This is a genomic window from Spirillospora sp. NPDC047418, assembly GCF_040643275.1.
Lineage (GTDB): Bacteria > Actinomycetota > Actinomycetes > Streptosporangiales > Streptosporangiaceae > Spirillospora.
Genome location: NZ_JBEYTW010000071.1, coordinates 21,753 through 45,278 on the forward strand (window position 1 = coordinate 21,753; position 23,526 = coordinate 45,278).

24 protein-coding genes are annotated in these 23,526 nt (G+C 73.3%); 20 read left to right on the forward strand and 4 right to left on the reverse strand.

From position 1 onward, the window contains the following. Nucleotides 1–166 precede the first annotated feature (166 nt). Together thrS and ABZ806_RS32690 are read left to right on the forward strand one after the other, a co-directional pair. Nucleotides 167–2,152, forward strand: coding sequence for a threonine--tRNA ligase (thrS, locus tag ABZ806_RS32685; protein WP_500221307.1), 1,986 nt, complete (start codon nucleotides 167–169; stop codon nucleotides 2,150–2,152). A gap of 68 nt (nucleotides 2,153–2,220) precedes the next feature. Further along, on the forward strand, nucleotides 2,221–2,841 hold the full coding sequence (locus tag ABZ806_RS32690) for a hypothetical protein (protein ID WP_500221308.1): 621 nt from the start codon (nucleotides 2,221–2,223) through the stop codon (nucleotides 2,839–2,841). On the opposite strand, the gene ABZ806_RS32695 is transcribed toward ABZ806_RS32690, so the two are convergent. After that, the gene (locus ABZ806_RS32695; protein WP_500221309.1) at nucleotides 2,823–3,407 is read right to left on the reverse strand and encodes an Asp23/Gls24 family envelope stress response protein; all 585 of its coding nucleotides are present in this window, start codon (nucleotides 3,405–3,407) and stop codon (nucleotides 2,823–2,825) included. The two genes, ABZ806_RS32690 and ABZ806_RS32695, sit on opposite strands and share 19 nt — an antisense overlap. A 266-nt stretch (nucleotides 3,408–3,673) precedes the next feature. Between ABZ806_RS32695 and ABZ806_RS32700 the strand changes: the two genes are divergently transcribed. Both ABZ806_RS32700 and ABZ806_RS32705 read left to right on the forward strand, forming a co-directional pair. Beyond that, nucleotides 3,674–4,213, forward strand: coding sequence for an HIT family protein (locus ABZ806_RS32700; RefSeq protein ID WP_500221330.1), 540 nt, complete (start codon nucleotides 3,674–3,676; stop codon nucleotides 4,211–4,213). Further along, nucleotides 4,210–4,611, forward strand: coding sequence for a thiol-disulfide oxidoreductase DCC family protein (locus tag ABZ806_RS32705; protein WP_500221310.1), 402 nt, complete (start codon nucleotides 4,210–4,212; stop codon nucleotides 4,609–4,611). Before ABZ806_RS32700 ends, ABZ806_RS32705 begins: the two co-directional genes overlap by 4 nt. A gap of 7 nt (nucleotides 4,612–4,618) precedes the next feature. Here ABZ806_RS32705 and ABZ806_RS32710 read toward each other — a convergent pair whose 3' ends face one another. The 3 genes from ABZ806_RS32710 to ABZ806_RS32720 are packed head-to-tail and all read right to left on the reverse strand — an operon-like array spanning nucleotide 4,619 to nucleotide 8,244. Next, entirely contained in the window at nucleotides 4,619–5,569 is a 951-nt protein-coding gene (locus ABZ806_RS32710; protein ID WP_500221311.1) for an HTTM domain-containing protein, read from the reverse strand. Then, nucleotides 5,566–6,021 carry a hypothetical protein gene (locus ABZ806_RS32715; protein WP_500221312.1) on the reverse strand — a complete coding sequence of 152 codons (456 nt, stop codon included), beginning with the start codon at nucleotides 6,019–6,021 and terminating at the stop codon, nucleotides 5,566–5,568. Before ABZ806_RS32715 ends, ABZ806_RS32710 begins: the two co-directional genes overlap by 4 nt. A gap of 57 nt (nucleotides 6,022–6,078) precedes the next feature. Next, entirely contained in the window at nucleotides 6,079–8,244 is a 2,166-nt protein-coding gene (locus ABZ806_RS32720) for an elongation factor G-like protein EF-G2 (RefSeq protein ID WP_500221313.1), read from the reverse strand. A gap of 338 nt (nucleotides 8,245–8,582) precedes the next feature. Here ABZ806_RS32720 and pgsA point away from each other — a divergent pair, with 338 nt between their 5' ends. The 16 genes from pgsA to secF all read left to right on the forward strand — a co-directional run. Next, the gene (gene pgsA, locus ABZ806_RS32725; protein ID WP_500221314.1) at nucleotides 8,583–9,254 is read left to right on the forward strand and encodes a phosphatidylinositol phosphate synthase; all 672 of its coding nucleotides are present in this window, start codon (nucleotides 8,583–8,585) and stop codon (nucleotides 9,252–9,254) included. Then, on the forward strand, nucleotides 9,251–10,180 hold the full coding sequence (locus ABZ806_RS32730) for a phosphatidylinositol mannoside acyltransferase (RefSeq protein WP_500221315.1): 930 nt from the start codon (nucleotides 9,251–9,253) through the stop codon (nucleotides 10,178–10,180). Before pgsA ends, ABZ806_RS32730 begins: the two co-directional genes overlap by 4 nt. A 10-nt stretch (nucleotides 10,181–10,190) precedes the next feature. After that, nucleotides 10,191–11,351: a glycosyltransferase family 4 protein gene (locus ABZ806_RS32735; RefSeq protein WP_500221316.1), complete on the forward strand. Its 1,161-nt coding sequence runs from the start codon at nucleotides 10,191–10,193 to the stop codon at nucleotides 11,349–11,351. A gap of 11 nt (nucleotides 11,352–11,362) precedes the next feature. Next, entirely contained in the window at nucleotides 11,363–11,905 is a 543-nt protein-coding gene (locus tag ABZ806_RS32740; RefSeq protein WP_500221317.1) for a hypothetical protein, read from the forward strand. A gap of 126 nt (nucleotides 11,906–12,031) precedes the next feature. Further along, entirely contained in the window at nucleotides 12,032–13,069 is a 1,038-nt protein-coding gene (locus tag ABZ806_RS32745; protein ID WP_500221318.1) for a DUF3048 domain-containing protein, read from the forward strand. A 143-nt stretch (nucleotides 13,070–13,212) separates the two neighbouring features. Further along, the gene (gene pdxS / locus ABZ806_RS32750) at nucleotides 13,213–14,136 is read left to right on the forward strand and encodes a pyridoxal 5'-phosphate synthase lyase subunit PdxS (protein WP_500221319.1); all 924 of its coding nucleotides are present in this window, start codon (nucleotides 13,213–13,215) and stop codon (nucleotides 14,134–14,136) included. A gap of 95 nt (nucleotides 14,137–14,231) precedes the next feature. After that, on the forward strand, nucleotides 14,232–14,846 hold the full coding sequence (locus tag ABZ806_RS32755; RefSeq protein ID WP_500221320.1) for a DUF6928 family protein: 615 nt from the start codon (nucleotides 14,232–14,234) through the stop codon (nucleotides 14,844–14,846). Nucleotides 14,847–14,973: 127 nt separating this feature from the next. Further along, nucleotides 14,974–15,591, forward strand: coding sequence for a pyridoxal 5'-phosphate synthase glutaminase subunit PdxT (pdxT, locus tag ABZ806_RS32760; protein ID WP_500221321.1), 618 nt, complete (start codon nucleotides 14,974–14,976; stop codon nucleotides 15,589–15,591). A gap of 3 nt (nucleotides 15,592–15,594) precedes the next feature. Beyond that, nucleotides 15,595–16,350, forward strand: coding sequence for a YebC/PmpR family DNA-binding transcriptional regulator (locus ABZ806_RS32765; protein ID WP_500221322.1), 756 nt, complete (start codon nucleotides 15,595–15,597; stop codon nucleotides 16,348–16,350). Nucleotides 16,351–16,430: 80 nt separating this feature from the next. Next, nucleotides 16,431–17,597, forward strand: coding sequence for a GNAT family N-acetyltransferase (locus tag ABZ806_RS32770; protein ID WP_500221323.1), 1,167 nt, complete (start codon nucleotides 16,431–16,433; stop codon nucleotides 17,595–17,597). Nucleotides 17,598–17,652: 55 nt separating this feature from the next. Continuing rightward, a complete protein-coding gene (gene ruvC / locus ABZ806_RS32775; protein ID WP_500221324.1) occupies nucleotides 17,653–18,228 on the forward strand; it encodes a crossover junction endodeoxyribonuclease RuvC in 576 nt (191 codons plus the stop codon). Beyond that, on the forward strand, nucleotides 18,225–18,827 hold the full coding sequence (gene ruvA, locus ABZ806_RS32780; RefSeq protein ID WP_500221325.1) for a Holliday junction branch migration protein RuvA: 603 nt from the start codon (nucleotides 18,225–18,227) through the stop codon (nucleotides 18,825–18,827). Before ruvC ends, ruvA begins: the two co-directional genes overlap by 4 nt. Then, nucleotides 18,824–19,894: a Holliday junction branch migration DNA helicase RuvB gene (gene ruvB, locus ABZ806_RS32785; RefSeq protein ID WP_500221326.1), complete on the forward strand. Its 1,071-nt coding sequence runs from the start codon at nucleotides 18,824–18,826 to the stop codon at nucleotides 19,892–19,894. The genes ruvA and ruvB overlap by 4 nt, the downstream gene beginning before the upstream one ends. A gap of 173 nt (nucleotides 19,895–20,067) precedes the next feature. Further along, the gene (gene yajC / locus ABZ806_RS32790; protein ID WP_500221327.1) at nucleotides 20,068–20,592 is read left to right on the forward strand and encodes a preprotein translocase subunit YajC; all 525 of its coding nucleotides are present in this window, start codon (nucleotides 20,068–20,070) and stop codon (nucleotides 20,590–20,592) included. A gap of 101 nt (nucleotides 20,593–20,693) precedes the next feature. Then, complete coding sequence (gene secD / locus ABZ806_RS32795; protein WP_500221328.1) at nucleotides 20,694–22,424, forward strand: protein translocase subunit SecD; 1,731 nt, start codon at nucleotides 20,694–20,696, stop codon at nucleotides 22,422–22,424. A 3-nt stretch (nucleotides 22,425–22,427) separates the two neighbouring features. After that, nucleotides 22,428–23,526 (forward strand): protein translocase subunit SecF (gene secF / locus ABZ806_RS32800; protein ID WP_500221329.1); only part of this gene is annotated, 1,099 nt, incomplete at its 3' end.

Consider the following 23,526-nt stretch of genomic DNA (forward strand, 5'->3'; position numbering starts at 1 on the left):
GAGCGATCCCCGGGGCCTTCCGCTTTCCGGGGACCGCTCAGTCCGCTCCCGGGGGCCCCTCCACGAGGAGAGGAGCACCACGATGGAGCCGGATGCGTCCGGGCGAGAGCCCGAGTCGATAGCATCGGGAACCACTGATCCCCGACCACCATCGCGAGGAGTACCCGTGTCCACCGTGCCCGAACTGCGCATCAGACTCGACGGCGGCGAGCGGGCGGTACCGGCGGGCACCACCGCGGGCGAGGCCCTGGACGCCGACGGCCGCACCGTGATCGCCGCGCGCGTCAACGGCGAGCTGCGCGACCTCGCCGGCGAGCTGCACGAGGGCGACGCCGTCGAGCCCGTCGAGATCGGCTCCGCCGACGGCCGCGCGATCATGCGGCACTCCGCCGCGCACGTGATGGCGCAGGCCGTCCAGGAGCTGTTCCCCGACGCCCGGCTCGGCATCGGCCCGCCGGTCGAGAACGGCTTCTACTACGACTTCGACGTCGCCGAGCCGTTCACCCCCGACGACCTCAAGCGCATCGAGAAGCGGATGCGCGAGATCGTCAAGCAGGGCCAGCGGTTCTCCCGCCGCCCGGTCTCCGACGACGACGCGCGCGCCGAACTGGCCGCCGAGCCGTACAAGCTGGAGCTGATCGGGCTGAAGGGCTCCGGCCCCGTCGAGGACGCCGCCGACGGCGCCGGCGTCGAGGTGGGCGGCGGCGAGCTGACCATCTACGACAACCTCGACGCCAAGTCCGGCGAGCTGCGCTGGAAGGACCTGTGCCGCGGCCCGCACCTGCCGTCCACCCGCGTGATCCCCGCGTTCAAGCTGATGCGCTCCGGCGGCGCCTACTGGCGCGGCAGCGAGAAGAACCCGCAGCTCCAGCGGATCTACGGCACCGCGTGGGAGTCCCGCGACAGGCAGGACGAGTACCTGAGGTTCCTGGAGGAGGCCGAGAAGCGCGACCACCGCCGGCTCGGCGCCGAGCTCGACCTGTTCTCCTTCCCGCCCGAGCTCGGCAGCGGCCTGCCGGTCTTCCACCCCAAGGGCGGCATCATCCGCAAGGAGATGGAGGACTACATGCGCCGCCGGCAGCAGGAGGCCGGCTACGAGTTCGTCAACACCCCGCACATCACCAAGTCGTCGCTGTTCGAGACCTCCGGGCACCTGCCCTACTACGGCGAGGACATGTTCCCGCCCTTCGAGGTCGACGACGTCGAGTACCGGGTCAAGCCGATGAACTGCCCGATGCACAACCTGATCTTCCGGGCGCGCGGGCGGTCCTACCGGGAGCTGCCGCTGCGGCTCTGCGAGTTCGGCTCGGTGTACCGGTACGAGAAGTCGGGCGTGGTGCACGGGCTCACCCGCGTGCGCGGCATGACCCAGGACGACTCGCACATCTACACCACCAAGGAGCAGATGGGCGAGGAGATCAAGTCGCTGCTGAGCTTCGTGCTCAGCGTCCTGCGCGACTTCGGGCTCTCGGAGTTCTACCTGGAGCTGTCCACCCGCGACGACTCCGGCAAGTTCATCGGCGAGGCGGCCGACTGGGCGGAGGCCACCGAGGCGCTGCGCCAGGCGGCGCAGGAGTCCGGGCTCGACCTCGTGGACGACCCGGGCGGCGCCGCGTTCTACGGGCCGAAGATCTCCGTCCAGGCCAAGGACGCGATCGGGCGGACCTGGCAGCTGTCCACCATCCAGCTCGACTTCAACCAGCCGAAGCGGTTCGGGCTGGAGTACCAGGCCGCCGACGGCACCCGGCAGACCCCGGCGATGATCCACCGCGCCCTGTTCGGGTCGGTCGAGCGCTTCCTCGGCGTGCTGGTCGAGCACTACGCGGGCGCGATGCCGCCGTGGCTGTCGCCGGTGCAGGCGGTCGGCATCCCGATCGGCGACGCGCACGTCCCGCACCTGGACAAGGTCGCCGCGCGGCTGCGCGAGCGCGGGATCCGCGCCGAGGTCGACACCTCCTCCGACCGGATGCAGAAGAAGATCCGCAACGCGCAGAAGCAGAAGATCCCCTACATGCTGCTGGCGGGCGACGACGACGTGGCCAAGGACGCCGTGTCGTTCCGGTACCGCAGCGGCGAGCAGCGGAACGCCGTCCCGATCGACGAGGCGGTCGAGGAGATCGTCAAGGCCGTCGAGGCGCGCGTCCAGATCTGAGCGGGAAGTGCCCGCCGCGCGGAGTTGGTAGCCTCATCGGTCACGTGCCACGACGGGGAGTCAGCGGAATGAAGTCGAGGAGGCCCGCGCGGCGGGGCCGGCGGGCCCGGCTGTGGGGCCGGATCGCCGGCTACGGCGGCACGCTGCTGCTCGTCGCGGCCGCCGTCGTCGTGCTCCTCGTGCCGCTGCTGGACGACGGCGGGAAGGGCGCGGCCGGGGCCGGGGGGCCGGCGGGCACGTCCGCGTCCGCCGTGCCCGGCCGGTCCGGCGCCCCCGGCGCGTCCGGGCTCCCGGTGACGCCGACGAACCCGGTGCCGCAGCAGAACGGCGGCGGCCGGCCGTATCCGACCGCCGGGACCGGGGGGACCGGCGGGCAGGGCGGCGGACCGCAGATCCCGCAGCCGGGCGGCGGCGGCGCGACCCTCGACCGGTGCCCGGACGGCACGGCGTTCTACCGCGCCACGGCCACCGGCGTGGACGTCCTCGTCACCGTCTCCGCGAGCGGCCTGATCCGGGCCGAGCTCATCCCGCAGAGCGGCTCCCCGAAGTCGCAGCAGGCCACCGCGAACGCGGGCCGGCCGCACACCTTCCACTTCACCGGTGTCGCGCCGCGCCTGGTCGAACGGGTCAAGATCACCACGGTGTCGGTGGGCGGCGGCATGCAGAGCTGCTACGCGCGCGCCGTCTGATCCCCGCCGCCGCGGGGCCGGGGCGGCGCCGCCGGCATGCGGACGTCCCCGACCGACACGTTGACCGCGGCGACGCGCGTGCCGAGCATCATGCCCGTCACCCGCGCCACGTTCGCCTGCACGGCCTGCGCCACGTCCTTGATCACGCAGCCGTACTCGACCGCGATGGCGAGGTCGACCGCGGTCTCGTCCTCGTCCACGGCCACCCGCGTCCCGGCCGGGGCCGGTCCGGCGACCCCGGCGACCTCCAGCGCGGCCAGCGCGGCGATCTTCTCCAGCACCGCGTCGTCGACGGTGATGCGGCCCGCCACGGTGACGTCGCCGGGGGAGCCGTGCAGCGTCATCGGCACCGCACCCGCCCGGACCACCGGCGGGGACGCCCCGGCCGCCGGCGGGGTCGCCGCGGGCCCGGGCGGGGTCGCCGCGGGCGCGGGCGGCGCCGGGAGGGGAGCGCCCCGCGGCGGGGTCGATCCCGGCCGCCCCGGCATCCCGGGGAAGTAGGGCACGGCACCGGGATCCGGTCTCGGCTCGCCGTCCTCGGTCTGCCGCCTGTCGGGCCCGGTCATGATCGCTCCCAGGGTTCGGTTCGGATGACCATGGTGTCGGAGTCGCCCCGGAAAAGTCACGCGGGGACGGGCCCGCGGGCGCGGCCGGGGCGGCGGCCGGGAGGGCATCCCGGCTACTGCCCCGGCCGCCTGCCTCTCTATGCTGCTGGTCAGGCCGTGAACAAAAGGAGACCACCGTCTTGACCGCAGAGCCGGAGGAGCCCGTGGCGCAGCAGGGGCGCGGCGACGCGCCCGGGGCGGGCGCCGGGAGCGCGGGCACGCCCCGCATCGAGGAGGAGGGGGGCGGCGCGGGCACGCCCGACAACTTCCAGCGGCTCTGGACACCGCACCGGATGGCCTACATCAAAGGGGAGGGCCGCCCGACCGGCGGCGGTTCGGGCGACGGCTGCCCGTTCTGCGACATCCCGAAGATGGGCGACGAGGACGGCCTGGTCGTGGCCCGCGGCGAATCGGTGTTCACGGTGCTGAACCTCTACCCGTACAACTCGGGGCATCTGATGGTCGTCCCGTACCGGCACGTCGCCGACTACACCGAGCTGGAGGAGCCGGAGTACGCCGAACTGGCCCTGTTCACCCGGCGCTCCCTCACCGCGCTGCGCAAGGCCAGCGGGGCGCAGGGCTTCAACGTCGGCATGAACCTCGGCCTGGTCGCGGGCGCCGGCATCGCGGCGCACCTGCACCAGCACGTCGTCCCGCGCTGGGGCGGCGACACCAACTTCATGCCGGTCGTCGGGCACACCCGGGTGCTGCCCCAGCTGCTGCGCGACACCCGGCAGATGCTCGCCGACGCCTGGCCGGTCTCATGAGCGCGCCGGAGCGGCCGGTGCTGGTCTTCGACGGCGACTGCGGGTTCTGCACGTCCTCGGTGCGGTTCCTGGAGCGGCACGTGCCCGTCCGGGCCGCGGTCGTCGCGTTCCAGTTCGCCGACCTGGACGCGCTCGGCACCACCGCGGAGCGGGCGCGGCACGAGGTGCTGTGGGTCGACCGCGCCGGGCGGGTCAGCGGCGGCGCCGAGGCCATCGGGCGGATGCTGACGGCCGCCGGCGGCCTGTGGCGGGTGCCCGGCGTCGTCATGCGCGTCCCGCCGGTGAGCTGGATCGCGCACGCCGTTTACCGGCTCGTCGCCAACAACCGGCAGCGGATGCCGGGCGGGACGGCGGCGTGCATGCTGCCCCCCGACCGGCGCCCCGGCGCGGGTACCTGACCCCCGCTCAGGCGGCGGGCTCCGCCGGTGCCGCCGCCGGTGCCGCCGCCCGCGTCCCGCCGCGCAGCCGCTCGGGCAGCAGCGGGGTCAGCCGCTCCAGCGGCAGGAACGCCGCGAGCCAGATGGCGTGCGGCAGGAAGTGGATCGTCATCAGCGCGTAGGTGACGGCGTGGAACCCGGCGAAGAACAGCACCAGCGCGTACAGCGGCCGGCCGCGCAGGAACAGCAGCGCGGGGGACAGCGCCTCCGCGAGGAACATGATCCACTGGCTGGCCTTCAGCATCACCGGGTAGTCGATCAGGCCGCGCCCGAACGGCGTCCCCCGCCGGCTCAGCGCCCACTGGACGGTCGAGCCGTTCGGCCACGCCGGGAACCCGCCGATCCGCACCTTCGCCCACGCCGACAGGAAGTACGCGGCGACCACGCCGAGCTGGACGCAGCGCACCGACCACGCCGACGCCTCGCAGCGCCGCGTGTCGCCGATACCGGCGCGCCCGACGCTCGGCAGCACGAACAGCGCCACGACGAGGGCGAGGTGGTCGTGGTCGACCTTGCCGTACGACATGCTGATCGTGACCCACCACAGGTAGCCGCACGCGGCGAGGTAGCCGCTCGCGCGGGGCAGCACCCGGCCGGTCGCGGCGACGAGCCCGGCCGCGACCGTCACCGTCAGCAGCGCGTACATGGCCCACGGCGTGGGCGCGGGCAGGTGCAGCAGCCGGCCGAGCAGCACCGGCTGGTACAGGTCGGCGGGCAGCCGCGCGTGCGCCAGCGAACTGCTGGTCAGCAGCAGCATGTCGAACGGCAGGAACACGTAGCCGATGACCCGCAGCCAGGCGATCCGGGCGCGCGGCACGGGCCCGAACCACCAGCGGCCCCACGCGGTGCGGGCCGGTCCGGGCGCGTCCCCGGCGGGCCGGACGGGACCGGGCGCCTGCGGTGTCGCGGCGGCGGTCACTTCACGTCCCAGACGACGCGGTTCTGCCGCATGGTCGACACGACCTTGCCGCGCTTCAACGTCTTGATCTCCTGCACGACGTAGATCCTGGTGAGCCTCGGCCGGTCCGGGTGCAGCCTGCGCTGCCCGTCGGCGATCCCCTGCAGCAGCGCCGGATTCCGGCGGATCCGCGGCATCTGCCCCTCGATCTCGGCGCGCTTCATGCCCGTCCCGACGGCGTCGAAGGACAGCGCCACATGCGTGCCGGCCGCGGTGTCGGCCTCCAGCCAGTACGAGCTGATCGTCCCGCCGTCGCCCTTCACCGAGAACGCGAACTGCGTCATCGGCCCGAGCGGGAAGTCGTCGTTGCTCCCGTACGCACTGGTATAGAAGAGGGCGCCGACGACGGCGGCGCCCGCGAGTGACCGCCAGAGCCGCGCGCGCGGCCCCAGCCGGAGGGCAGGAGGATGCACCCGGCAAGCCTAGAGCCCCGCCCGGCGGGCGCGGGCGGGGCCCGAGGGCCGGTGCGGCTAGTCGTCGCGCGACTCGGCGGCGACCTTGTCGGCCAGGTGCGCCGGGAGCGGCTCGTAGCGCAGGAACGTGCGGCTGAACGTGCCGGTGCCCTGCGACATCGAGCGCAGGTCGATCGCGTACCGGACGATCTCCAGCTGCGGCACCTCGGCCTTGATCATGGTGCGGCCGCCGGGCACCGCCTGGGAGCCCAGCACCCGGCCGCGCCGCGAGGTGAGGTCGGACATGATCGGGCCCACGTACTCGTCGGCGATCAGCACGTCCACCTCGTCGACCGGTTCCAGCAGCAGGATCGGCACCTGGCTCGCCGCGTCCTTCAGCGCGAGCGCCCCGGCCGCCTGGAACGCCATGTCGGAGGAGTCGACCGAGTGGGCCTTCCCGTCGTGCAGGGTGACCTTGATGTCGACCAGCGGGTACCCGGCGGAGACACCGCGCCCCATCTGCTGCCGGACGCCCTTCTCCACCGACGGGATGAACTGCCGCGGCACCACCCCGCCGACGATCTTGTCCGCGAACTCGAAGCCCTCGCCGGAGGGCAGCGGCTCCACGTCGACGTGGCAGATGCCGTACTGGCCGTGCCCGCCGCTCTGCTTGACGTGCCGCCCGAGGCCCCTGGCCGACCCGCCGAACGTCTCGCGCAGCGGGACGCGCAGGCCGACCCGGTCGACCTCGACGCCGTACCGGGTCCCGAGCCGGTCGATCAGCACGTCGGCGTGGGCCTCGCCCATGCACCACAGCACCAGCTGCCGCGTCTCGGCGTTGTTCTCCAGCCGGAGCGTCGGGTCCTCGGCGACGAGCCGGGCGAGCGCCTGGCCGAGCTTGTCGTCGTCGGCCTTGGACCTCGCCCGGATCGCGACCGGCAGCAGCGGGTCGGGCATCGACCACGGCGCCATCACCATCGGCGAGTCCGGATCCGACAGCGTGTCGCCGGTCTCGGCGCGGGCGAGCTTCGCCACCGCGCAGAGGTCGCCCGCGCCGCACGACGCCAGGGTCCGCTGCGTCTTGCCCAGCGGGGAGGTCAGCGCGCCGACCCGCTCGTCGACGTCGTGGTCCTCGTGCCCGCGCTCGGCCATGCCGTGCCCGGACACGTGCACCGTGGTGTCGGGGCGGAGCGTCCCGGAGAACACCCGGACCAGCGAGATCCGCCCCACATAGGGGTCGGACGTGGTCTTGACGACCTCGGCGACCAGTGGGCCCTCCGGGTCGCAGGCGAGCTCCTTCGCGGGCCCGCCGCTCACCGCCGTCACCGGCGGGATCCCGTGCTCCAGCGGCGACGGGAACGCCTGCGTGACGACCTCCAGCAGCTCCAGCATGCCGACGACCGGTCCGGGGCGGTCGCCGTGCGGGACCGACGTCGCGAGGACGGGGTAGAAGCTGCCGCGCGCGACCGCGGTCTCCAGGTCCTCGATGAGCGCCTTGACGTCGATGTCCTCACCGGACAGGTACCTGTCCATGAGGGTCTCGTCCTCGCTCTCCTGGATGATCCCCTCGATCAGCGACGCGCGCTGCTCGGCGATCTGCTCCAGGTACCGCGGATCGGGGTCGCACTCGGTGCGCTCGCCGGTCGAGTAGTCCAGGCAGCGCTGCGACAGCAGCCCGATCAGGCCCCGCAGCCCGTCCGGCCCGGCGGCGGGGAAGTACAGCGGCGCGACGCCCTCGCCGAACACGTCCTGGCAGGCCAGGACGACGTCGTCGAAGTCGCCGCGCTGCTGGTCGATCTTGGTGATGACGACCGCGCGGGGCAGCCGCACCGCCGCGCACTCCTCCCACAGCATCCGGGTCAGGCCGTCGATGCCGTCCACCGCGGAGATCACGAACAGCGCCGCGTCGGCGGCGCGCAGCCCGGCCCGCAGGTCGCCGACGAAGTCGGCGTAGCCCGGTGTGTCGATGAGATTGACCTTGACGTCCCCGTGCATCAGCGGGGCGAGCGCGAGGTTCACCGAGCGCTGCTGGCGCACCTCGACGTCATCGAAGTCGGCGACCGTGGTGCCGTCCTCGACCTTGCCCGCCCGCGGCACCGTGCCGGTCGCCGCGAGCAGTGCCTCGACGAGCGTGGTCTTGCCCGCCCCCGAGTGGCCGACCAGCGCGACATTGCGCACCCTGTCGCACCCGCCGGCCTCCGGTGCCCTGCCGGGGGCTCCCGGGTGGCCTCCCTTGTCCGCCATGACTACCTCCTCGGACGGGCCTCCGCGCGGAGGCCCGCGTGCGGCTCGGGCCCGGCCCCGGCGGGCCCGGCCCCGACGTCCGAGTGCGGCGTCCGACCTCGTCCAACGCGCGTGACCGACGTCACACCCGTAGCACCACCCTTTCCCGTGAGGGCCGGGACCACAAGGGGTGAACGGTGTTCATCCGTGATCTGTCCGGGCCGGGGGCGCCCAAACCCGGCGTTGACCACGTCGGTGCCGGGTCCGCACTACGATGGGCGCGCCCGGTCGCCGGCGACGGGCGGCCCGCCCCGCCGGCCGCGGCCCCCCCCCACGGCAGCACACGAGAACGGACGGCGATGCTCAACAAGATCAGGCCCGCGCTGGGGCGCGTCCTCACCCCGATCGGACGGGGCGTCGCGCGGACCGGGGTCTCGCCCAACGCGATCACCGTCATCGGCACGGTCGGCGTCGCCGCCGGCGCGCTCGTGCTGTTCCCGCGCGGGGAGTTCTTCTGGGGGACGATGGTCATCACGGCCTTCGTGCTGTTCGACATGCTGGACGGCGCGGTCGCCCGGGTCACCGGCAAGATCTCCAAGTTCGGCGCGTTCCTGGACTCCACCATGGACCGGGTCGCCGACGCCGCGATCTTCGCCGGGCTGATGATCGGGCTCTACCGGGTCGGCCAGGAGTCCCTCGCCGGGGTCGCGCTGTACTGCCTCGTCTCCGGCGTCGTGGTGTCCTACGCCAAGGCCCGCGCGGAGGGGCTCGGCTACACCTGCGACGTGGGCATCGCCGAGCGCGCGGAGCGGCTCATCGTCGCGCTGGTCGCCGCCGGGTTCGACGGCCTCGGCGTCCCCTACATCCTCGCCGTCGCGCTGTGGGCGCTCGCCGCGCTCAGCACCGTCACGGTCGGGCAGCGGTTCGCCACCGTGTACGTCCAGGCCAAGGACTCCCCGCCGGGAGGCGGGCCGGGCACCGGTGCCGAGCGGGAGCACGGCGCGCACCGGACGCCGGAGCCGCGGCCATGACCACGCCCCGCCGCGGAGAGGGCGCACCGTCGCTCCGCGACGAGGTGACCGACGCGGTCTACGCCCTCGGCTGGACGGTCGTCCGCAAGATGCCCGAGAGCGCGGCCCGGCTGCTGTTCACCGCCCTCGCCGACCGCACCTGGCACCGGTACGGCTCCGGGGTCCGGCAGCTGGAGCGGAACCTGTGCCGCGTCCTCGGCAAGGACGCGGTCGACGACGAAATCCGCGTCCTCAGCAAGAAGGTGCTGCGCTCCTACCTGCGGTACTGGCTGGAGGTGTTCCGGCTGCCCGAGTACGACAGGGCCCGGATCCTCGGCCGGATGCGCGTCACCGGCGAGAAGAAGATCTTCACCAACCTCGACTCCGGGCGCGGCGTCATCCTCGCCCTGCCCCACATGGGCAACTACGAGCACGCCGGGGCGTGGCTCGTTCACAGCGGATACCCGTTCACCACGGTCGCCGAGCGGCTGGAGCCGGCGGCGCTGTTCGACCGGTTCGTCGAGTTCCGCGAGAGCCTCGGCATGGAGGTGCTCGCCCACAAGGGCGCGTCCGCGTTCGGCCGGATGGCGCAGCGGCTCCGCGCCGGGCGGGCGGTGTGCCTGGTCGTCGACCGCGACCTCACCGACAGCGGCATCGACGTCGAGTTCTTCGGCGCGACCGCCCGCATGCCCGCCGTCTCCGCCGCGCTGGCGATCCAGACCGGCGCCGCCCTCATCCCCGTGACACTCTGGTACGAGGGCGAGTACTGGGCGGCGCGCGTCCACGAGGAGATCCCCGTCCCGGACGAGGGCGGCAGGCAGGAGAAGATCCAGGCCATGACCCAGGAGCTCGCGCGCGCCTTCGAGGAGGGCATCGCCGCCCACCCCGAGGACTGGCACATGCTGCAGCGGGTCTGGGTGGACGACCTCCCGGACGCGCGGAGATGAGAGCCGGCCGATGAAGATCGGAATCGTCTGCCCGTACACGTGGGACGTCCCGGGCGGCGTGCAGCAGCACATCGGCGACCTCGCGGAGGCGCTGACCGGGCTCGGCCACGACGTGTCGGTGATCACACCGGCGGACGACGACGCCGACCTGCCGCCCTACGTCGTGTCCGCCGGGCGCGCCGTGCCCGTCCCCTACAACGGCTCCGTGGCCCGGCTGGCGTTCGGGTTCCTGTCGGCGGGCCGGGTCCGCCGGTGGATCCACGAGGGCGGCTTCGACGTGCTGCACGTCCACGAGCCCGCCGCGCCCTCCCTCGGGCTGCTGGCCTGCTGGGCGGCGGACGGCCCGATCGTCGGCACCTTCCACGCGTCCTACGAGAAGTCCCGGGTGGTGTCGGTGACCGCGCCGATCCTGCGGAGCGCCCTGGAGAAGATCACCGGCCGGATCGCGGTGTCGGAGGCCGCCCGCACCACGCTCGTCGAGCACCTCGGCGGCGACGCCGTGCTGATCCCGAACGGCGTCGCGACCGAGCGGTACGCGATGGCCGAGCCGCTGCCGGGCTGGCGCGGCCGCGCCGAGGCCCCGCGCGGCGGCGGGGGAGGCGCGCTCGGGTTCCTCGGCCGCATGGACGAGCCCCGCAAGGGCCTGCAGGTGCTGCTGCGCGCCTTCGAGATCCTCGGCCCCCGCCGCCCCGGGCTGCGGCTGCTGCTGGCCGGGCCCGGCGACGCCGACGACGTGATCGGCCGGGTCTCGCCGGAGCTGCGCGACCGCGTCGTCGTCCTCGGCATGGTCGGCGAGGAGGACAAGGTCCGCGCCTACCACTCGGTGGACGTGTTCGTCGCGCCGAACACCGGCGGCGAGAGCTTCGGCATCGTCCTCGCCGAGGCGATGTCGGCCGGGGCGCCGATCCTCGCCAGCGACATCGAGGCGTTCGACCGGGTGCTGCTCGGCGGGCGGGCCGGCGCGCTGTTCCCGGTCGGCGACCACGAGGCGCTCGCGGCGGCGGCCGGCGAGCTGCTGGACGACCCGGCCCGGCGCAAGCAGCTGTCCGCGGAGGCCCGCGCCGCCGTCCGCGCCTATGACTGGTCGGCCGTCGCCCGCGACGTGGTGAGGGTGTACGAGACGGTCACCGACGACGGCGCCGGCGTCGTCGAATCCGGCCTCGGGCTGTAGGAGGGCACCGCATGTCCTACGACTGGATCATCGACGTCCTGTTCTGGATCGCCGTCGTCTTCCTCATCGGCGTGTACGTGTCGTGGCGCGCCACCCGGCTGGACCGGCTGCACGTCCGCGTCGAGACCGCCCGCGCCGCGCTGGACGCCGCGCTCGTCCGGCGGGCCGCCGCCGCGCTGGAACTGGCCGCGTCCCGGCTGCTGGACCCGGCCACCAGCCTGGTGCTGGCGACCGCCGCGCACGAGGCGCGCACCGCCGACGCCGAGCGGCGCGAGTTCGCCGAGAGCGACCTGTCGCGGGCGCTGCGCGCGGTCGTCGACCAGCCCGAGTTCGTCGGCACCATCACCGCCCGCGGCGCGGGCGACGGCGCCGAGGTCCTGGACGAGCTGTCCGCGGCCGCCGCGAAGGTCGGCTACGCCCGCAACTTCTACAACGACGCCGTGTCCCAGGCCCGGACCGCGCGCCGCAAGCTGCTCATCCGGGTGCTGCCGCTCGCCGGGCGCGCCCCGCTCCCGGACTTCTTCGAGATCGACGACGATCCCCCCGGGATCTGACCCCGCCCCCCGGTCCGGCCGTGCGAGATTGATCACAGCGGGGGCCGGGGCCGTACCGCTGGACGGGCGGGCGCACCGGGCCGCGTTCGCTACCCTCTGGCAGACCGTCCAAGGGAGGGGTACATCGTGCGATCCGCATGGGCCACCACCACCCGGGGCCGCGCGGCCGCGGGGCTCGGCGCCCTCGCCGTCGGTGCCGCCGCCCTGCCGGCCTGCTCGGACTCGGGCGGCCCGGCGACGGCGCCGCCGCCGCGCAGCACCGGCTCGCCGGCGCCGGCCCCGACGCCCGAACCCGCCGTGCACCCCTTCAACGGCGGCACGAAGGGGATGACCGGCCCCGTCCTCGCCGTCAAGATCGAGAACACCCGGCCGGCGCTGCCGCAGAGCGGGGTGAAGGCCGCCGACATCGTCTACGTCGAGCAGGTCGAGGGCGGCGAGACCCGGCTGATGGCGGTCTACTCCTCCCGGCTGCCGAAGAAGGTCGGGCCCGTCCGCAGCGCCCGCATCTCCGACCTGCACATCCTGCCGCAGTTCGGCCGGCCCGCCTTCGCGTTCTCCGGCGTCCAGAGCAAGATGAAGAAGTACGTCCGCAAGGCGCCGGTGTACGACCTGTCGCAGGAGAAGGCCGGCGGCGCCTACTTCCGCTCCAGCGCCAAGCGGATCCCCTACAACCTGTACGCCGACCCCGCGAGCCTGCTCAAGCGCGCGCCGAAGGCGGCGAAGCCGCGCGACATCGGCTTCCGGTTCGGGGACGCCCCCGAGGGCGGGAAGCCGACCAGGTCCTTCACCGCCCGCTGGCCGGCCGCCACCATGGGCTTCACCTGGTCGGCCAAGGAGAAGCGGTGGCTCGCCAGCTGGGGCGGGCGCCCCGACCGGGCCGCCGAGGGCGGCCGCCTGGGCGGGAAGACCGTCGTCATCCAGTACGCCAAGACGACCCGGTCGAAGTTCCACGACTTTCTCGGCAGCTATACGCCGCTGATCCACACCACCGGTACCGGGCGGGCGCTGGTCCTGCGCGACGGCAAGTCCTACAAGGCGCAGTGGTCGCGGCCGTCCGAGGGCAAGGGGACGATCTTCACCACCGCCGACGGCGAGCCGATGAACTTCGCGCCCGGCCAGGTCTGGGTGCTGCTCGTCAACGACGGCAAGCCCTACACCCCCTGACCGCCCCCGGGCGGGGGCCTGGCGGTCACCTCGCCGATCACTTCGTAAGCGGCGGGCCGCGCACGTTGACACTCTGCCGGGTCGAACGGTCGTCCGAGCAGGCAATATCATGGAAAGTGACTTGTCGTCCGTCCACGTAAGGAATGCCCGTGTCCACTACCACTCCCGCCACTGACAACGCCGCGCCCGAGACCGGGACCGCCCGCGTCAAGCGCGGCATGGCGGAGATGCTCAAGGGCGGCGTGATCATGGACGTCGTCACGCCCGACCAGGCCAAGATCGCCGAAGACGCCGGTGCGGTCGCCGTCATGGCCCTGGAGCGGGTGCCCGCCGACATCCGCGCCGAGGGCGGCATCTCCCGGATGAGCGACCCCGACATGATCGACGGGATCATCGCCGCCGTCTCCATCCCGGTCATGGCCAAGGCCCGCATCGGCCACTTCGTCGAGGCGCAGGTGCTGCAGGCGCTCGGCGTCGACTACGTCGACGAGTCCGAGGTGCTCACCCCGGCCGACTACGAGAACCACATCGACAAGTGGGCGTTCACCGTCCCGTTCGTGTGCGGCGCCACCAGCCTCGGCGAGGCGCTGCGGCGCATCACCGAGGGCGCGGCGATGATCCGCTCCAAGGGCGAGGCCGGCACCGGCGACGTGTCCAACGCGACCACGCACATGCGGCAGATCCGGCAGGAGATCCGCCGGCTCCAGTCGCTGCCCGAGGACGAGCTGTACGTCGCCGCCAAGGAGCTCCAGGCCCCCTACGAGCTGGTCAAGGAGGTCGCGCGGGCCGGCAAGCTGCCCGTCGTGCTGTTCACCGCGGGCGGCATCGCCACCCCCGCCGACGCCGCCATGATGATGCAGCTCGGCGCCGAGGGCGTCTTCGTCGGCTCGGGGATCTTCAAGTCCGGCAACCCGGCCGAGCGCGCCGAGGCCATCGTGAAGGCCACCACCTTCCACGACGACCCCGACGTGATCGCCAAGGTGTCCCGCGGGCTCGGCGAGGCCATGGTCGGCATCAGCGCCGCCTCCCTCGGCGAGGACCAGAAGTTCGCGGGCCGCGGCTGGTGAGGTGATCGGGGACCCGGGGGTCCACAGCGCGGCCCGGCCGGGTTAACCTGGCGGCGTGGCCGGGTGGGCGGTGTCCGGCCGCGGGAGGGAAGAGCATGGCTTGGTCGGTCGCGCTGGCCTGCGCGAGCGCGGGTGAACCCACCGAGGTGTTCCGGCCGGGCCTGGTGCCCGACCCGGACGCCGCGGCGGCGATCGCGCGCCGCCTCTACCCGGCGGACGCCCTGACCGAGACCGGTGACACGGTCCTGGACTTCGCGCTCTGGCCGTACGAGGACGAGCTGTTCGTCGGCGCGTTCGAGCGGGCGCTGCTGCTGTGCGACCGGCGCCTGTTCTGCCTCGACGACGACGCCCGCCGGGTCGCCGACACCGCCGCCGCCGCGCTGCCCGGCGCGGACTGCGGCGTCCTCGTCCTGCACAACGTGATCCGCGGCTGCTGGTTCCGCTGGTACGAGTCCGGCGAGCTGCGCCGCGAGGTGTTCGTCACCGCCGAGGACGGCGTCGTCGTCGACCAGGGCGAGCGGCTGCCCGCCGAGCGGGCGTTCTGGGGCGCCATCGACGCGGGCGCGCCGGACGTCCCGCTCCCGTTCGACCCCGAGGAGTTCGGGCTCGCCCTCGCCGAGGCGCACATGTTCGGCCGCGGCATCGCCGACCGCGGCAAGGACGGCTTCCTGCCCCTGGAGCTCCCGCTGCGCCGCTTCAAGCACGCCTGACCGGCGCTCGGCGCGGAGTACCGCCGCGGGAAGATCGGCCGGGCCGCGGCACGTTGTAGGAAGAGTCCAGGGTCGAGACCCGCCGCGCGCGGCCGAGACCCGCCGCGCATCCCGGGAAGGCCCCCACGTGACGACTGAGCCGACGATCGGCGTTCTCGCTCTCCAAGGCGACGTGCGCGAGCACGTCCGCGCGCTGGAGGCCGCCGGGGCGCGCACCCTGGCCGTGCGCCGCCCCGCGGAGCTGGAGAGCGTCGACGGCCTCGTCCTGCCCGGCGGGGAGTCCACCACGATGTGGCGGCTGGCGCGCTCCTTCGAGCTCCTCGACCCGCTGCGCAAGCGGATCGAGGCGGGCATGCCCGCGTACGGCTCCTGCGCCGGCATGATCATGCTGGCGGACCGGATCAGGGGCGGCGCGGCGGGCCAGGAGACCTGCGGCGGGATCGACATGACCGTGCGGCGCAACGCGTTCGGCCGGCAGGTCGACTCCTTCGAGGCGCGGGTCCCGCTGGCCGGCATGGGAGACACGCCGTACCGGGCCGTTTTCATCCGCGCACCCTGGGTGGAGTCCGTCGGCGACGCCGTGGAGATCCTCGGGCGCGCCGAGAGCGGCCCGAACGCCGGTAGGATCGTCGCCGTTCGTCAGGGAAGTCTCATGGCGACCTCGTTCCATCCGGAGTTGACAGGCGATTTCCGCGTGCACCACTACTTCGCCGATCTGGTGCGCCGGACGACAGAGGAGGAGTGACAGATGTCCGGCCATTCCAAGTGGGCGACGACCAAGCACAAGAAGGCGGCCCTCGACGCCAAGCGGGGCAAGCTCTTCGCGAAGCTGATCAAGAACATCGAGGTGGCGGCCCGTACGGGCGGCGGCGATCCCGATGCCAACCCCACCCTCTACGACGCCATCTACAAGGCGAAGAAGAACTCCGTCCCCAACGACAACATCGAGCGCGCCCGCAAGCGGGGCGGGGGCGAGGAGGCCGGCGGCGCCGACTGGCAGACCATCACCTACGAGGGCTACGCGCCCGGCGGCGTCGCGGTGCTCATCGAGTGCCTCACCGACAACCGCAACCGCGCCGCCTCCGAGGTCCGCGTCGCCCTCACCCGCAACGGCGGCTCCCTCGCCGACCCGGGCTCGGTGTCGTACATGTTCAACCGCAAGGGCGTCGTGATCGTCCCCAAGGCGAACACCAGCGAGGACGACGTGATGATGGCCGTCCTCGACGCCGGCGCCGAGGAGGTCAACGAGCTCGACGAGGAGAACTTCGAGGTCGTCAGCGAGGCCGGCGACCTGGTCGCCGTCCGCACCGCGCTGGTCGACGCCGGCATCGACTACGAGTCGGCCGAGAGCAAGTTCCTGCCGAGCGTCACCGTCCCCCTCGACGAGGACAACGCCAAGAAGGTCTTCCGCCTCCTGGACGCCCTGGAGGACTCCGACGACGTCCAGGACGTCTACGCCAACTTCGACGTGTCCGACGAGATCATGGCCTCCATCGACGCCTGACGCGTCCTGCTCGCGACGCCGCCGCCGCCCGCCCGGGTGCGGCGGCGTCCGGCGTCCCGGCCATGGCCTACGGTTCGATCATGGACATCCGCGCGCTGGCCCCCGAGGAGATCGACGCCGTCCGCGACATCCGGGGCCGCGCGTTCGGCCCGGTCCCGGACGAGCTGTGGCGGCGGCGCCTCCCGATGATCGCGCCGTCGTTCGAGACCGGGCGGCAGTTCGCGGGGTTCGAGGGCGGCGGGATCGTCGCCACGGGCGCGGTGCACGAGATGACGCAGTGGTGGCACGGGCGGGCCGTGTCGCTGGGCGGCGTCAGCGCGGTCGCGGTCGCGCCGGAGGAGCGCGGCCGGGGCCTCGGCCGCCGCATGGTCGGCGACCTGCTGGAGCGGTGCGCCGCGTTCGGGCACCCGCTGGCCATGCTCTATCCCGCGACGACGCCGCTCTACCGCTCGCTCGGCTGGGAGCACGCGGGCGCCCAGCACCACATCGAGATCTCCACCGCGGCCCTGCGCACCGTCGCCGCCGAGCGGGTCCCCGTCCGCAGGCCGGGCCCCGGAGACGCCGCCGAGGTCGCCGCCGTGATCGGCCGGGCGCACGCGTCCGCCCTCGACTGCGGTCCCGTCGGCTGGACCGAGGCGCGGTGGCGGGGCGCGCTCGCGGGCGACGACTACGTCCACCTCGCCGGCGACGGCTTCCTGTCCTACCGCTGGGCCGACGGCAACCGCGCGCTGGAGGTCACCCGGCTCGTCGCGTCGTCGGAGGCCACCCTGCGGGCGCTGTGGGCGATCGTCGGGTCGGGGTCCTCGACCGCCGAGACGGTGCGGGCCTGCGTGCCGCCCATGGACCCGGTGCTGTGGATGCTCGGCGAGCGCAAGGACGAGACCGTCCGGCGCAGCCAGTGGATGCTCCGCGTGGTCGACGCCCCCGCCGCGATCGCGGCGCGCGGCTACCCGGCCGGCGTCACCGCCCGCGTCCCGCTGCGGATCGACGACGTGCAGCGCCCCGCGAACACGGGCGACTGGACGCTGGAGATCGGGGACGGCGCGGGGCGGCTGGAGCGCGCGGCCGCGAGTGCGGACGCCGTGCGCCTCGGCCCGCGCGGCCTGGCGGCCCTCTACGCGGGCGTCCCCGTCCCCACACTGCGCCGCACCGGCCTCATGGCGGGTGGGGACGGCGGGGCCGGCGGGGACGCGGCCGGGCTCGCGGCGGCGTTCGCGGCCACGCCGTTCTCGCTCGACTTCTTCTGACCGGCGCCGCGGATTGGTAGCGTTGGCGGCCGAACAGATGATCGAAGGAGCGGCCGTGCGGGTGATGGGGGTGGACCCCGGGCTCACCCGGTGCGGGGTGGGGGTCGTCGAGGGCGCCCCGGGCAAGCGGCTCCACCTGGTGCACGTGTCCGTCGTCCGGACCGACCCGGGCGAGGACCACGCCCTGCGCCTGGTGGGCGTCGAGGCGGGCATCGAGGCGCTGCTGGCGGAGTTCGCGCCGGACGCCGTCGCCGTCGAGCGCGTGTTCTCCCAGCACAACGTCCGGACGGTGATGGGGACCGCGCAGGCCGCCGGCATCGCGATGCTGGCGGCGGCCCGCCGCGGGCTGCCCGTCGCCCTGCACACGCCGAGCGAGGCCAAGGCCGCGGTCACCGGCAACGGGCGCGCCGACAAGGCGCAGGTGACCCGGATGGTGACCCGGCTGCTGTCGCTGGAGACGGCGCCCAGGCCGGCGGACGCGGCCGACGCGCTCGCCCTCGCGATCTGCCACGTGTGGCGCGGCGGAGCACAGCAGCGGCTCGCACACGCCCAGCGGTCGCGCATCGAGGAGGCGGCCCGCGCCGAACGGGCGCGGCTTGCCGCCCGCAGCAGAGGAGGAAGTGCCCAGTGATCGCCTTCGTCAGCGGCCGGGTGGCCGCCGCCGGTCCCGACGGGGCGGTGATCGACGTGCACGGCGTCGGCCTGTCGGTGCAGTGCTCGCCCGCCACCCTCGCCGGCCTGCGGGTCGGCGAGCAGGCGCACGTGCCGACGTCGCTGGTCGTCCGTGAGGACTCCCTCACCCTGTTCGGGTTCGCCGACGACGACGAGCGGACGGTGTTCGAACTGCTGCAGACCGCCAGCGGCATCGGGCCCCGGATCGCCCTGGCGATGCTCGCCGTCCACACGCCGAACGCGCTGCGCCGCGCGGTCGCGGCCGAGGACCTCACCGCCCTGACCAAGGTGCCCGGCATCGGCAAGAAGGGCGCCCAGCGGATCGTCCTCGAACTCAGGGACCGGCTCGGCGGGCCGATCGGCGGCGCCGACGAGGTCCGCGCCCCCGCCCGCTCGGAGGCGTGGCGGGACCAGGTGCAGATGGGCCTGGTCAACCTCGGCTGGTCGGCCAAGGACGCCGACGCCGCCGTGGACGCGGTCGCCGCCGACCTCGACGGCGGGGAGGCCCCGCCGGTGGCGACGCTGCTGAAGTCGGCCTTGAAGAAGCTCAGCAAATGAGCGAGGAGTTCGAGCGGCTCGTCTCCGCGGATGCCGACGGGGCCGAGGAGCAGCGGATCGAGGCCGCGCTGCGGCCGAAGAAGCTGGACGACTTCGTCGGGCAGGAGCGGGTGCGCGAGCAGCTCTCGCTGGTGCTGCACAGCGCGCTGCGGCGCGGCCGGACGCCCGACCACGTGCTGCTGTCGGGCGGGCCGGGCCTCGGCAAGACCACGCTCGCCATGATCATCGCGGCGGAGCTGGGGCAGCCGCTGCGGATCTCCTCCGGGCCCGCGATCGAGCGGGCCGGCGACCTCGCGGCGGTGCTGTCCACCCTCGCCGAGGGCGAGGTGCTGTTCCTGGACGAGATCCACCGGCTGGCGCGTCCCGCCGAGGAGATGCTCTACATGGCGATGGAGGACTTCCGGGTCGACGTCGTCGTGGGCAAGGGGCCGGGCGCGACCGCGATCCCCCTCGACATCGCCCCGTTCACGCTGGTCGGGGCCACCACCCGGGCGGGGATGCTGCCCGGGCCGCTGCGCGACCGGTTCGGCTTCGTCGCGCACATGGACTTCTACGAGCCCGCCGAGCTGGAGGTCATCGTCCGCCGGTCGGCCGCGCTGCTGGACGTGGGGATCACCGGCGACGCCGCCGCGGAGGTCGCCGGGCGCTCCCGCGGCACCCCCCGCATCGCCAACCGGCTGCTGCGCCGCGTCCGCGACTACGCCGAGGTCCGTACCGACGGGGCCGTCACCCTGGAATCGGCGCGGGCCGCGCTCGCGTTGTACGAGGTGGACGAACGGGGACTGGACCGGCTCGACCGGTCCGTCCTGGAGTCGCTCATGCGCAAGTTCGGCGGCGGCCCGGTGGGGCTGTCGACCCTCGCCGTGTCGGTGGGGGAGGAGCCCGAGACCGTGGAGGTCGTCGCCGAGCCGTTCCTCGTCCGGCAGGGACTGCTGGCGAGGACGCCGCGCGGGCGGGTCGCCACGGCGGCCGCGTGGGCGCATCTGGGCCTCGCCCAGCCGCCGGCGGCGCCGCCGGCGGGGACCCTGTTCGACGTGGACGAGGCCGCCGATCGGCCGAAACGGTGATCATCCGGTAACGGGTTGGGAACTTCCCGGCGTCGCCGATCGTCGCGTCGTTGCCGGGGCCTCGCGTACTCTCTAGACTCCGGGACTTGGTTCACCGTCTCCAGCCGGCGGTCCCGTGCGCGTGGCCGTTCCGGTCACTGGCTGGCAACCGACATCGGAAGGATGCTCCCGTAATGGGCGGCAACATGATTCTCGCGGCGGATTCGGGCGGTAGCGGGGCCTTCAACCTGCTTCTGCTCCTCGCCGTTCCCCTGGTCTTCTACTTCCTGCTCATCCGCCCGCAGAGCAAGCGGCGCAAGGAGCAGGCGCAGATGCAGAGCGACATACAGCCGGGCGTCCGGGTCCTGACGACGAGCGGGATGCGCGCCACGGTCGTCGAGGTGGAGGAGGACGGCGGTCTCCTGCTGGAGATCGCGGACGGTGTCGAAGTGAGCTTCGTCAAGCAGGCCGTCATGCAGGTCCTCAAGGACCCCGAGCCCGATGAGCTCGAGGACGAGGACGACGACCTCGACGAGGACGACGCCGACGCGCGGGACGAGGACGACGCCGTCGACCTCACCAAGGACGACACCGAGGTCGTCCTGTCCAAGGACGGTGACACCGAGGCCGAGGACGCCGCGGCGGACGAGGACCTCGAGCCCGAGTCCAAGCCGAAGGGGAAGACGAAGGTCAAGGCGGCCGACAAGCCGTCCGCCTGACCTTCCTGCGGCGACGACAAAGACGGGAAGTACGACGACAAGTGGCTTCGCCCAGAAACGCTCCCAAGCCCGGGCGCACGCTCCTGGCTCTGTTCGCGGTCATGGTCGTACTCGCCGGCCTGGCGGTCTGGCAGGGGCGCACGACGCCCAAGCTCGGCCTGGACCTCGCCGGCGGGACGACCGTCACCCTCACCGCCAAGACCCCGGGCGGGGAGGATCCCCCGGCCGAGCAGATGAACCAGGCCGTCAAGATCATGACGCAGCGCGTCAACGGCCTGGGGGTCTCGGACGCCGAGGTCGCGAAGCAGGGCAGTAGCAACATCGTGGTGAACGTTCCCGGTGAGGGGCAGAGCCGCGTCGTCAGCCTGATCGGCACCACGGCGAAGCTGCAGTTCCGGGAGGTGTTCGCCACGGCGGACGGGCGCCCGGCGGGCGCGGCCTCGCCGGCCCCGTCGCCGAGCGGGCCCGCCGGGGGCAAGGGCGGGGACGACGCCGGCAAGAGCCCTTCACCGTCCGCGTCGGCGTCCGCGAGCGCCTCGCCGTCCTCGTCGGCGACCCCGCGCGGCAAAGCGCTGTCGCAGGCGCTGACGGCCCCGACGCCGAAGCCGTCCGGCGGGGCCACGCCGCCGCCGTCGTCGCCGCTGGTCCCGCCGTCCGGTGACCCCACCGGGCAGGGGACCTACCCCGGCGTGACCGACAAGGCCGTCATCAAGCAGTTCGAGGCGCTCGACTGCTACAACGGCGACCGGCACGCCGACGGCGCGAACGACCCGAAGCGCACTTTCGTCGCCGCCTGTGACCAGGACGAGGAGAGCGGCCAGGTCACCAAGTACATCCTCGGGCCCGTCCGGGTGCTCGGCGAGAACGTCGACGAGGCCAACGCGATGCCGCCGAATGCCCAGCAGGGCCAGGCGAGCTGGTCGGTCTCGCTGAAGTTCGACGGCAAGGGCGCCAAGGAGTTCGGCGCGGTCACCACGGACGCGTCCCGGGCCTACCAGCAGAACCCGTCGGCGCCGCAGGCGCAGGTCGCGATCGTCCTGGACGGGCAGGTCGTCTCGGCGCCCGCCATCCGGGAGGGCCCGATCACCGGCGGCACCGCCAGCATCGACGGGCCGCCCGAGAGCTTCGACCAGCAGTACGCCACCGACCTGGCCAACGTGCTCAAGTACGGCGCCCTGCCGCTGGAGTTCACGCAGAGCTCCATCGACGAGGTGTCGTCCACGCTCGGCTCCGACCAGCTGACCGGCGGCCTCATCGCCGGCGCGATCGGCCTCGGCCTGGTCCTGCTGTACTGCCTGTTCTACTACCGGGGCCTCGGCCTGGTGGCGGTGTCCAGCCTGGTCGTGGCGTCCGTCATCACCTACCTGTCGGTGGTGATCCTCGGTGAGGGCATGGGCTTCCGGCTCTCCCTCCCGCACATCATCGGGCTGATCGTCTCGATCGGCATCACCGCCGACTCGTTCATCGTCTACTTCGAGCGCCTGCGGGACGAGCTGAGAGCGGGCCGCAGGCTGCGCTCCTCGGTGGAGAACGCCTGGAAGCGGGCGCGCCGTACCATCCTCGTCGCCGACGCCGTCACCTTCCTGGCCGCGCTGGTGCTGTACTTCCTCGCCGTCGGCGGCGTCGCCGGGTTCGCGTTCGCGATGGGCCTCACGACGCTGATCGACATCGTCGTGGTGTTCTTCTTCACGAAGCCGATGGTCACGCTGCTGTCGCGCACCACGTTCTTCGGCCGGGGACATCCGATGTCGGGACTCGATCCGAGACGGCTGCACCGCGCCGCCCAGGAGAAGGCCACCGCCACCGCCCCCAAGACGAGTCAGGAGGCCTGACCCATGGGACTGCGCGCGGCCAGTTCGCGGATCTACCGGGGCGAGATCAGCGCCGACATCGTCGGCCGGCCGAAGATCTGGTACTCGATCTCCGGCTTCCTGCTGCTGCTGTCGATCGCCGGCCTGCTCTTCCAGGGCCTCAACTTCGGCGTCGAGTTCAAAGGCGGCTCGGTCTTCACCTTCAAGGCGCCGAGCGCGTCGATCGAGCAGGTGCGCACCGCCGTCACCGACGGCGGCGCCCACCAGGCGATCGTGCAGAAGGCGGGCGGCGACTGGCGGATCACGACGGAGAGCATGTCGTCCTCGCACGTCACCGAGGTCAAGTCGAGCATCACGCAGGAGCTGAAGGTTCCGGCGAACAAGGTCAGCACCCAGGTCGTCGGCGCCTCCTGGGGCGGTGAGATCCAGAAGAAGGCCTGGCAGGCGCTGGCCGTCTTCATGGTCCTGATCATCGCCTACCTGTCGGTGGCGTTCGAGTGGCGGATGGCGGTGGCCGCGGTCGTCGCGCTCGTCCACGACCTCGTCATCACGGCCGGCGTCTACGCCTGGGTCGGCTTCGAGGTCACCCCGGCGACCCTGCTCGGCTTCCTGACGATCCTCGGCTACTCCCTGTACGACGCGGTCGTCGTCTTCGACATGATCAAGGAGGTCACCAAGCCGCTCGGCCCGACCTCCAAGACCACCTACAGCGAGGCCGCGAACAAGGCGCTCAGCAGCACGCTGGTCCGCTCGCTGAACACCTCGCTGGTGGCGATCCTGCCGGTCGGCGCGATCCTGTTCATCGGCACCACGCTGTTCGGCGCGGGCACGCTGAAGGACCTGTCGCTCGCCCTGTTCGTCGGCATGATCGTCGGGACGTACTCCTCGATCTGCGTGGCGACGCCGCTGCTCGTCCAGTTCAAGGAGCGCGAGCCGAAGTACCGGCAGATCCGCGAGAACATCGCCCGCCGGGAGCGGACCGGGGCCAAGCAGGTCAAGACCACCAAGGTCAAGGCCGGTGCCGGAGCCGGCGCCTCCCGGGGGGCCCCCCGCGGCGGGGCCCCCGCCGCCCCAGCCCCCCCCGCCCCGGGGCCCCGCCCGCCGCTCCGTGCCGCGGGCCCGC

Excerpts from the sequence above, each read along its gene's own strand:
- ABZ806_RS32690 (WP_500221308.1), top strand. The coding sequence starts at position 2,221 with ATGAAGTCGAGGAGGCCCGCGCGGCGGGGCCGGCGGGCCCGGCTGTGG.
- ABZ806_RS32695 (WP_500221309.1), bottom strand. The coding sequence starts at position 3,407 with ATGACCGGGCCCGACAGGCGGCAGACCGAGGACGGCGAGCCGAGACCG.
- ABZ806_RS32705 (WP_500221310.1), top strand. The coding sequence starts at position 4,210 with ATGAGCGCGCCGGAGCGGCCGGTGCTGGTCTTCGACGGCGACTGCGGG.
- ABZ806_RS32720 (WP_500221313.1), bottom strand. The coding sequence starts at position 8,244 with ATGGCGGACAAGGGAGGCCACCCGGGAGCCCCCGGCAGGGCACCGGAG.
- pgsA (WP_500221314.1), top strand. The coding sequence starts at position 8,583 with ATGCTCAACAAGATCAGGCCCGCGCTGGGGCGCGTCCTCACCCCGATC.
- ABZ806_RS32730 (WP_500221315.1), top strand. The coding sequence starts at position 9,251 with ATGACCACGCCCCGCCGCGGAGAGGGCGCACCGTCGCTCCGCGACGAG.
- ABZ806_RS32735 (WP_500221316.1), top strand. The coding sequence starts at position 10,191 with ATGAAGATCGGAATCGTCTGCCCGTACACGTGGGACGTCCCGGGCGGC.
- ABZ806_RS32740 (WP_500221317.1), top strand. The coding sequence starts at position 11,363 with ATGTCCTACGACTGGATCATCGACGTCCTGTTCTGGATCGCCGTCGTC.
- pdxS (WP_500221319.1), top strand. The coding sequence starts at position 13,213 with ATGCCCGTGTCCACTACCACTCCCGCCACTGACAACGCCGCGCCCGAG.
- ABZ806_RS32755 (WP_500221320.1), top strand. The coding sequence starts at position 14,232 with ATGGCTTGGTCGGTCGCGCTGGCCTGCGCGAGCGCGGGTGAACCCACC.
- ABZ806_RS32765 (WP_500221322.1), top strand. The coding sequence starts at position 15,595 with ATGTCCGGCCATTCCAAGTGGGCGACGACCAAGCACAAGAAGGCGGCC.
- ABZ806_RS32770 (WP_500221323.1), top strand. The coding sequence starts at position 16,431 with ATGGACATCCGCGCGCTGGCCCCCGAGGAGATCGACGCCGTCCGCGAC.
- ruvB (WP_500221326.1), top strand. The coding sequence starts at position 18,824 with ATGAGCGAGGAGTTCGAGCGGCTCGTCTCCGCGGATGCCGACGGGGCC.
- yajC (WP_500221327.1), top strand. The coding sequence starts at position 20,068 with ATGGGCGGCAACATGATTCTCGCGGCGGATTCGGGCGGTAGCGGGGCC.
- secD (WP_500221328.1), top strand. The coding sequence starts at position 20,694 with ATGGTCGTACTCGCCGGCCTGGCGGTCTGGCAGGGGCGCACGACGCCC.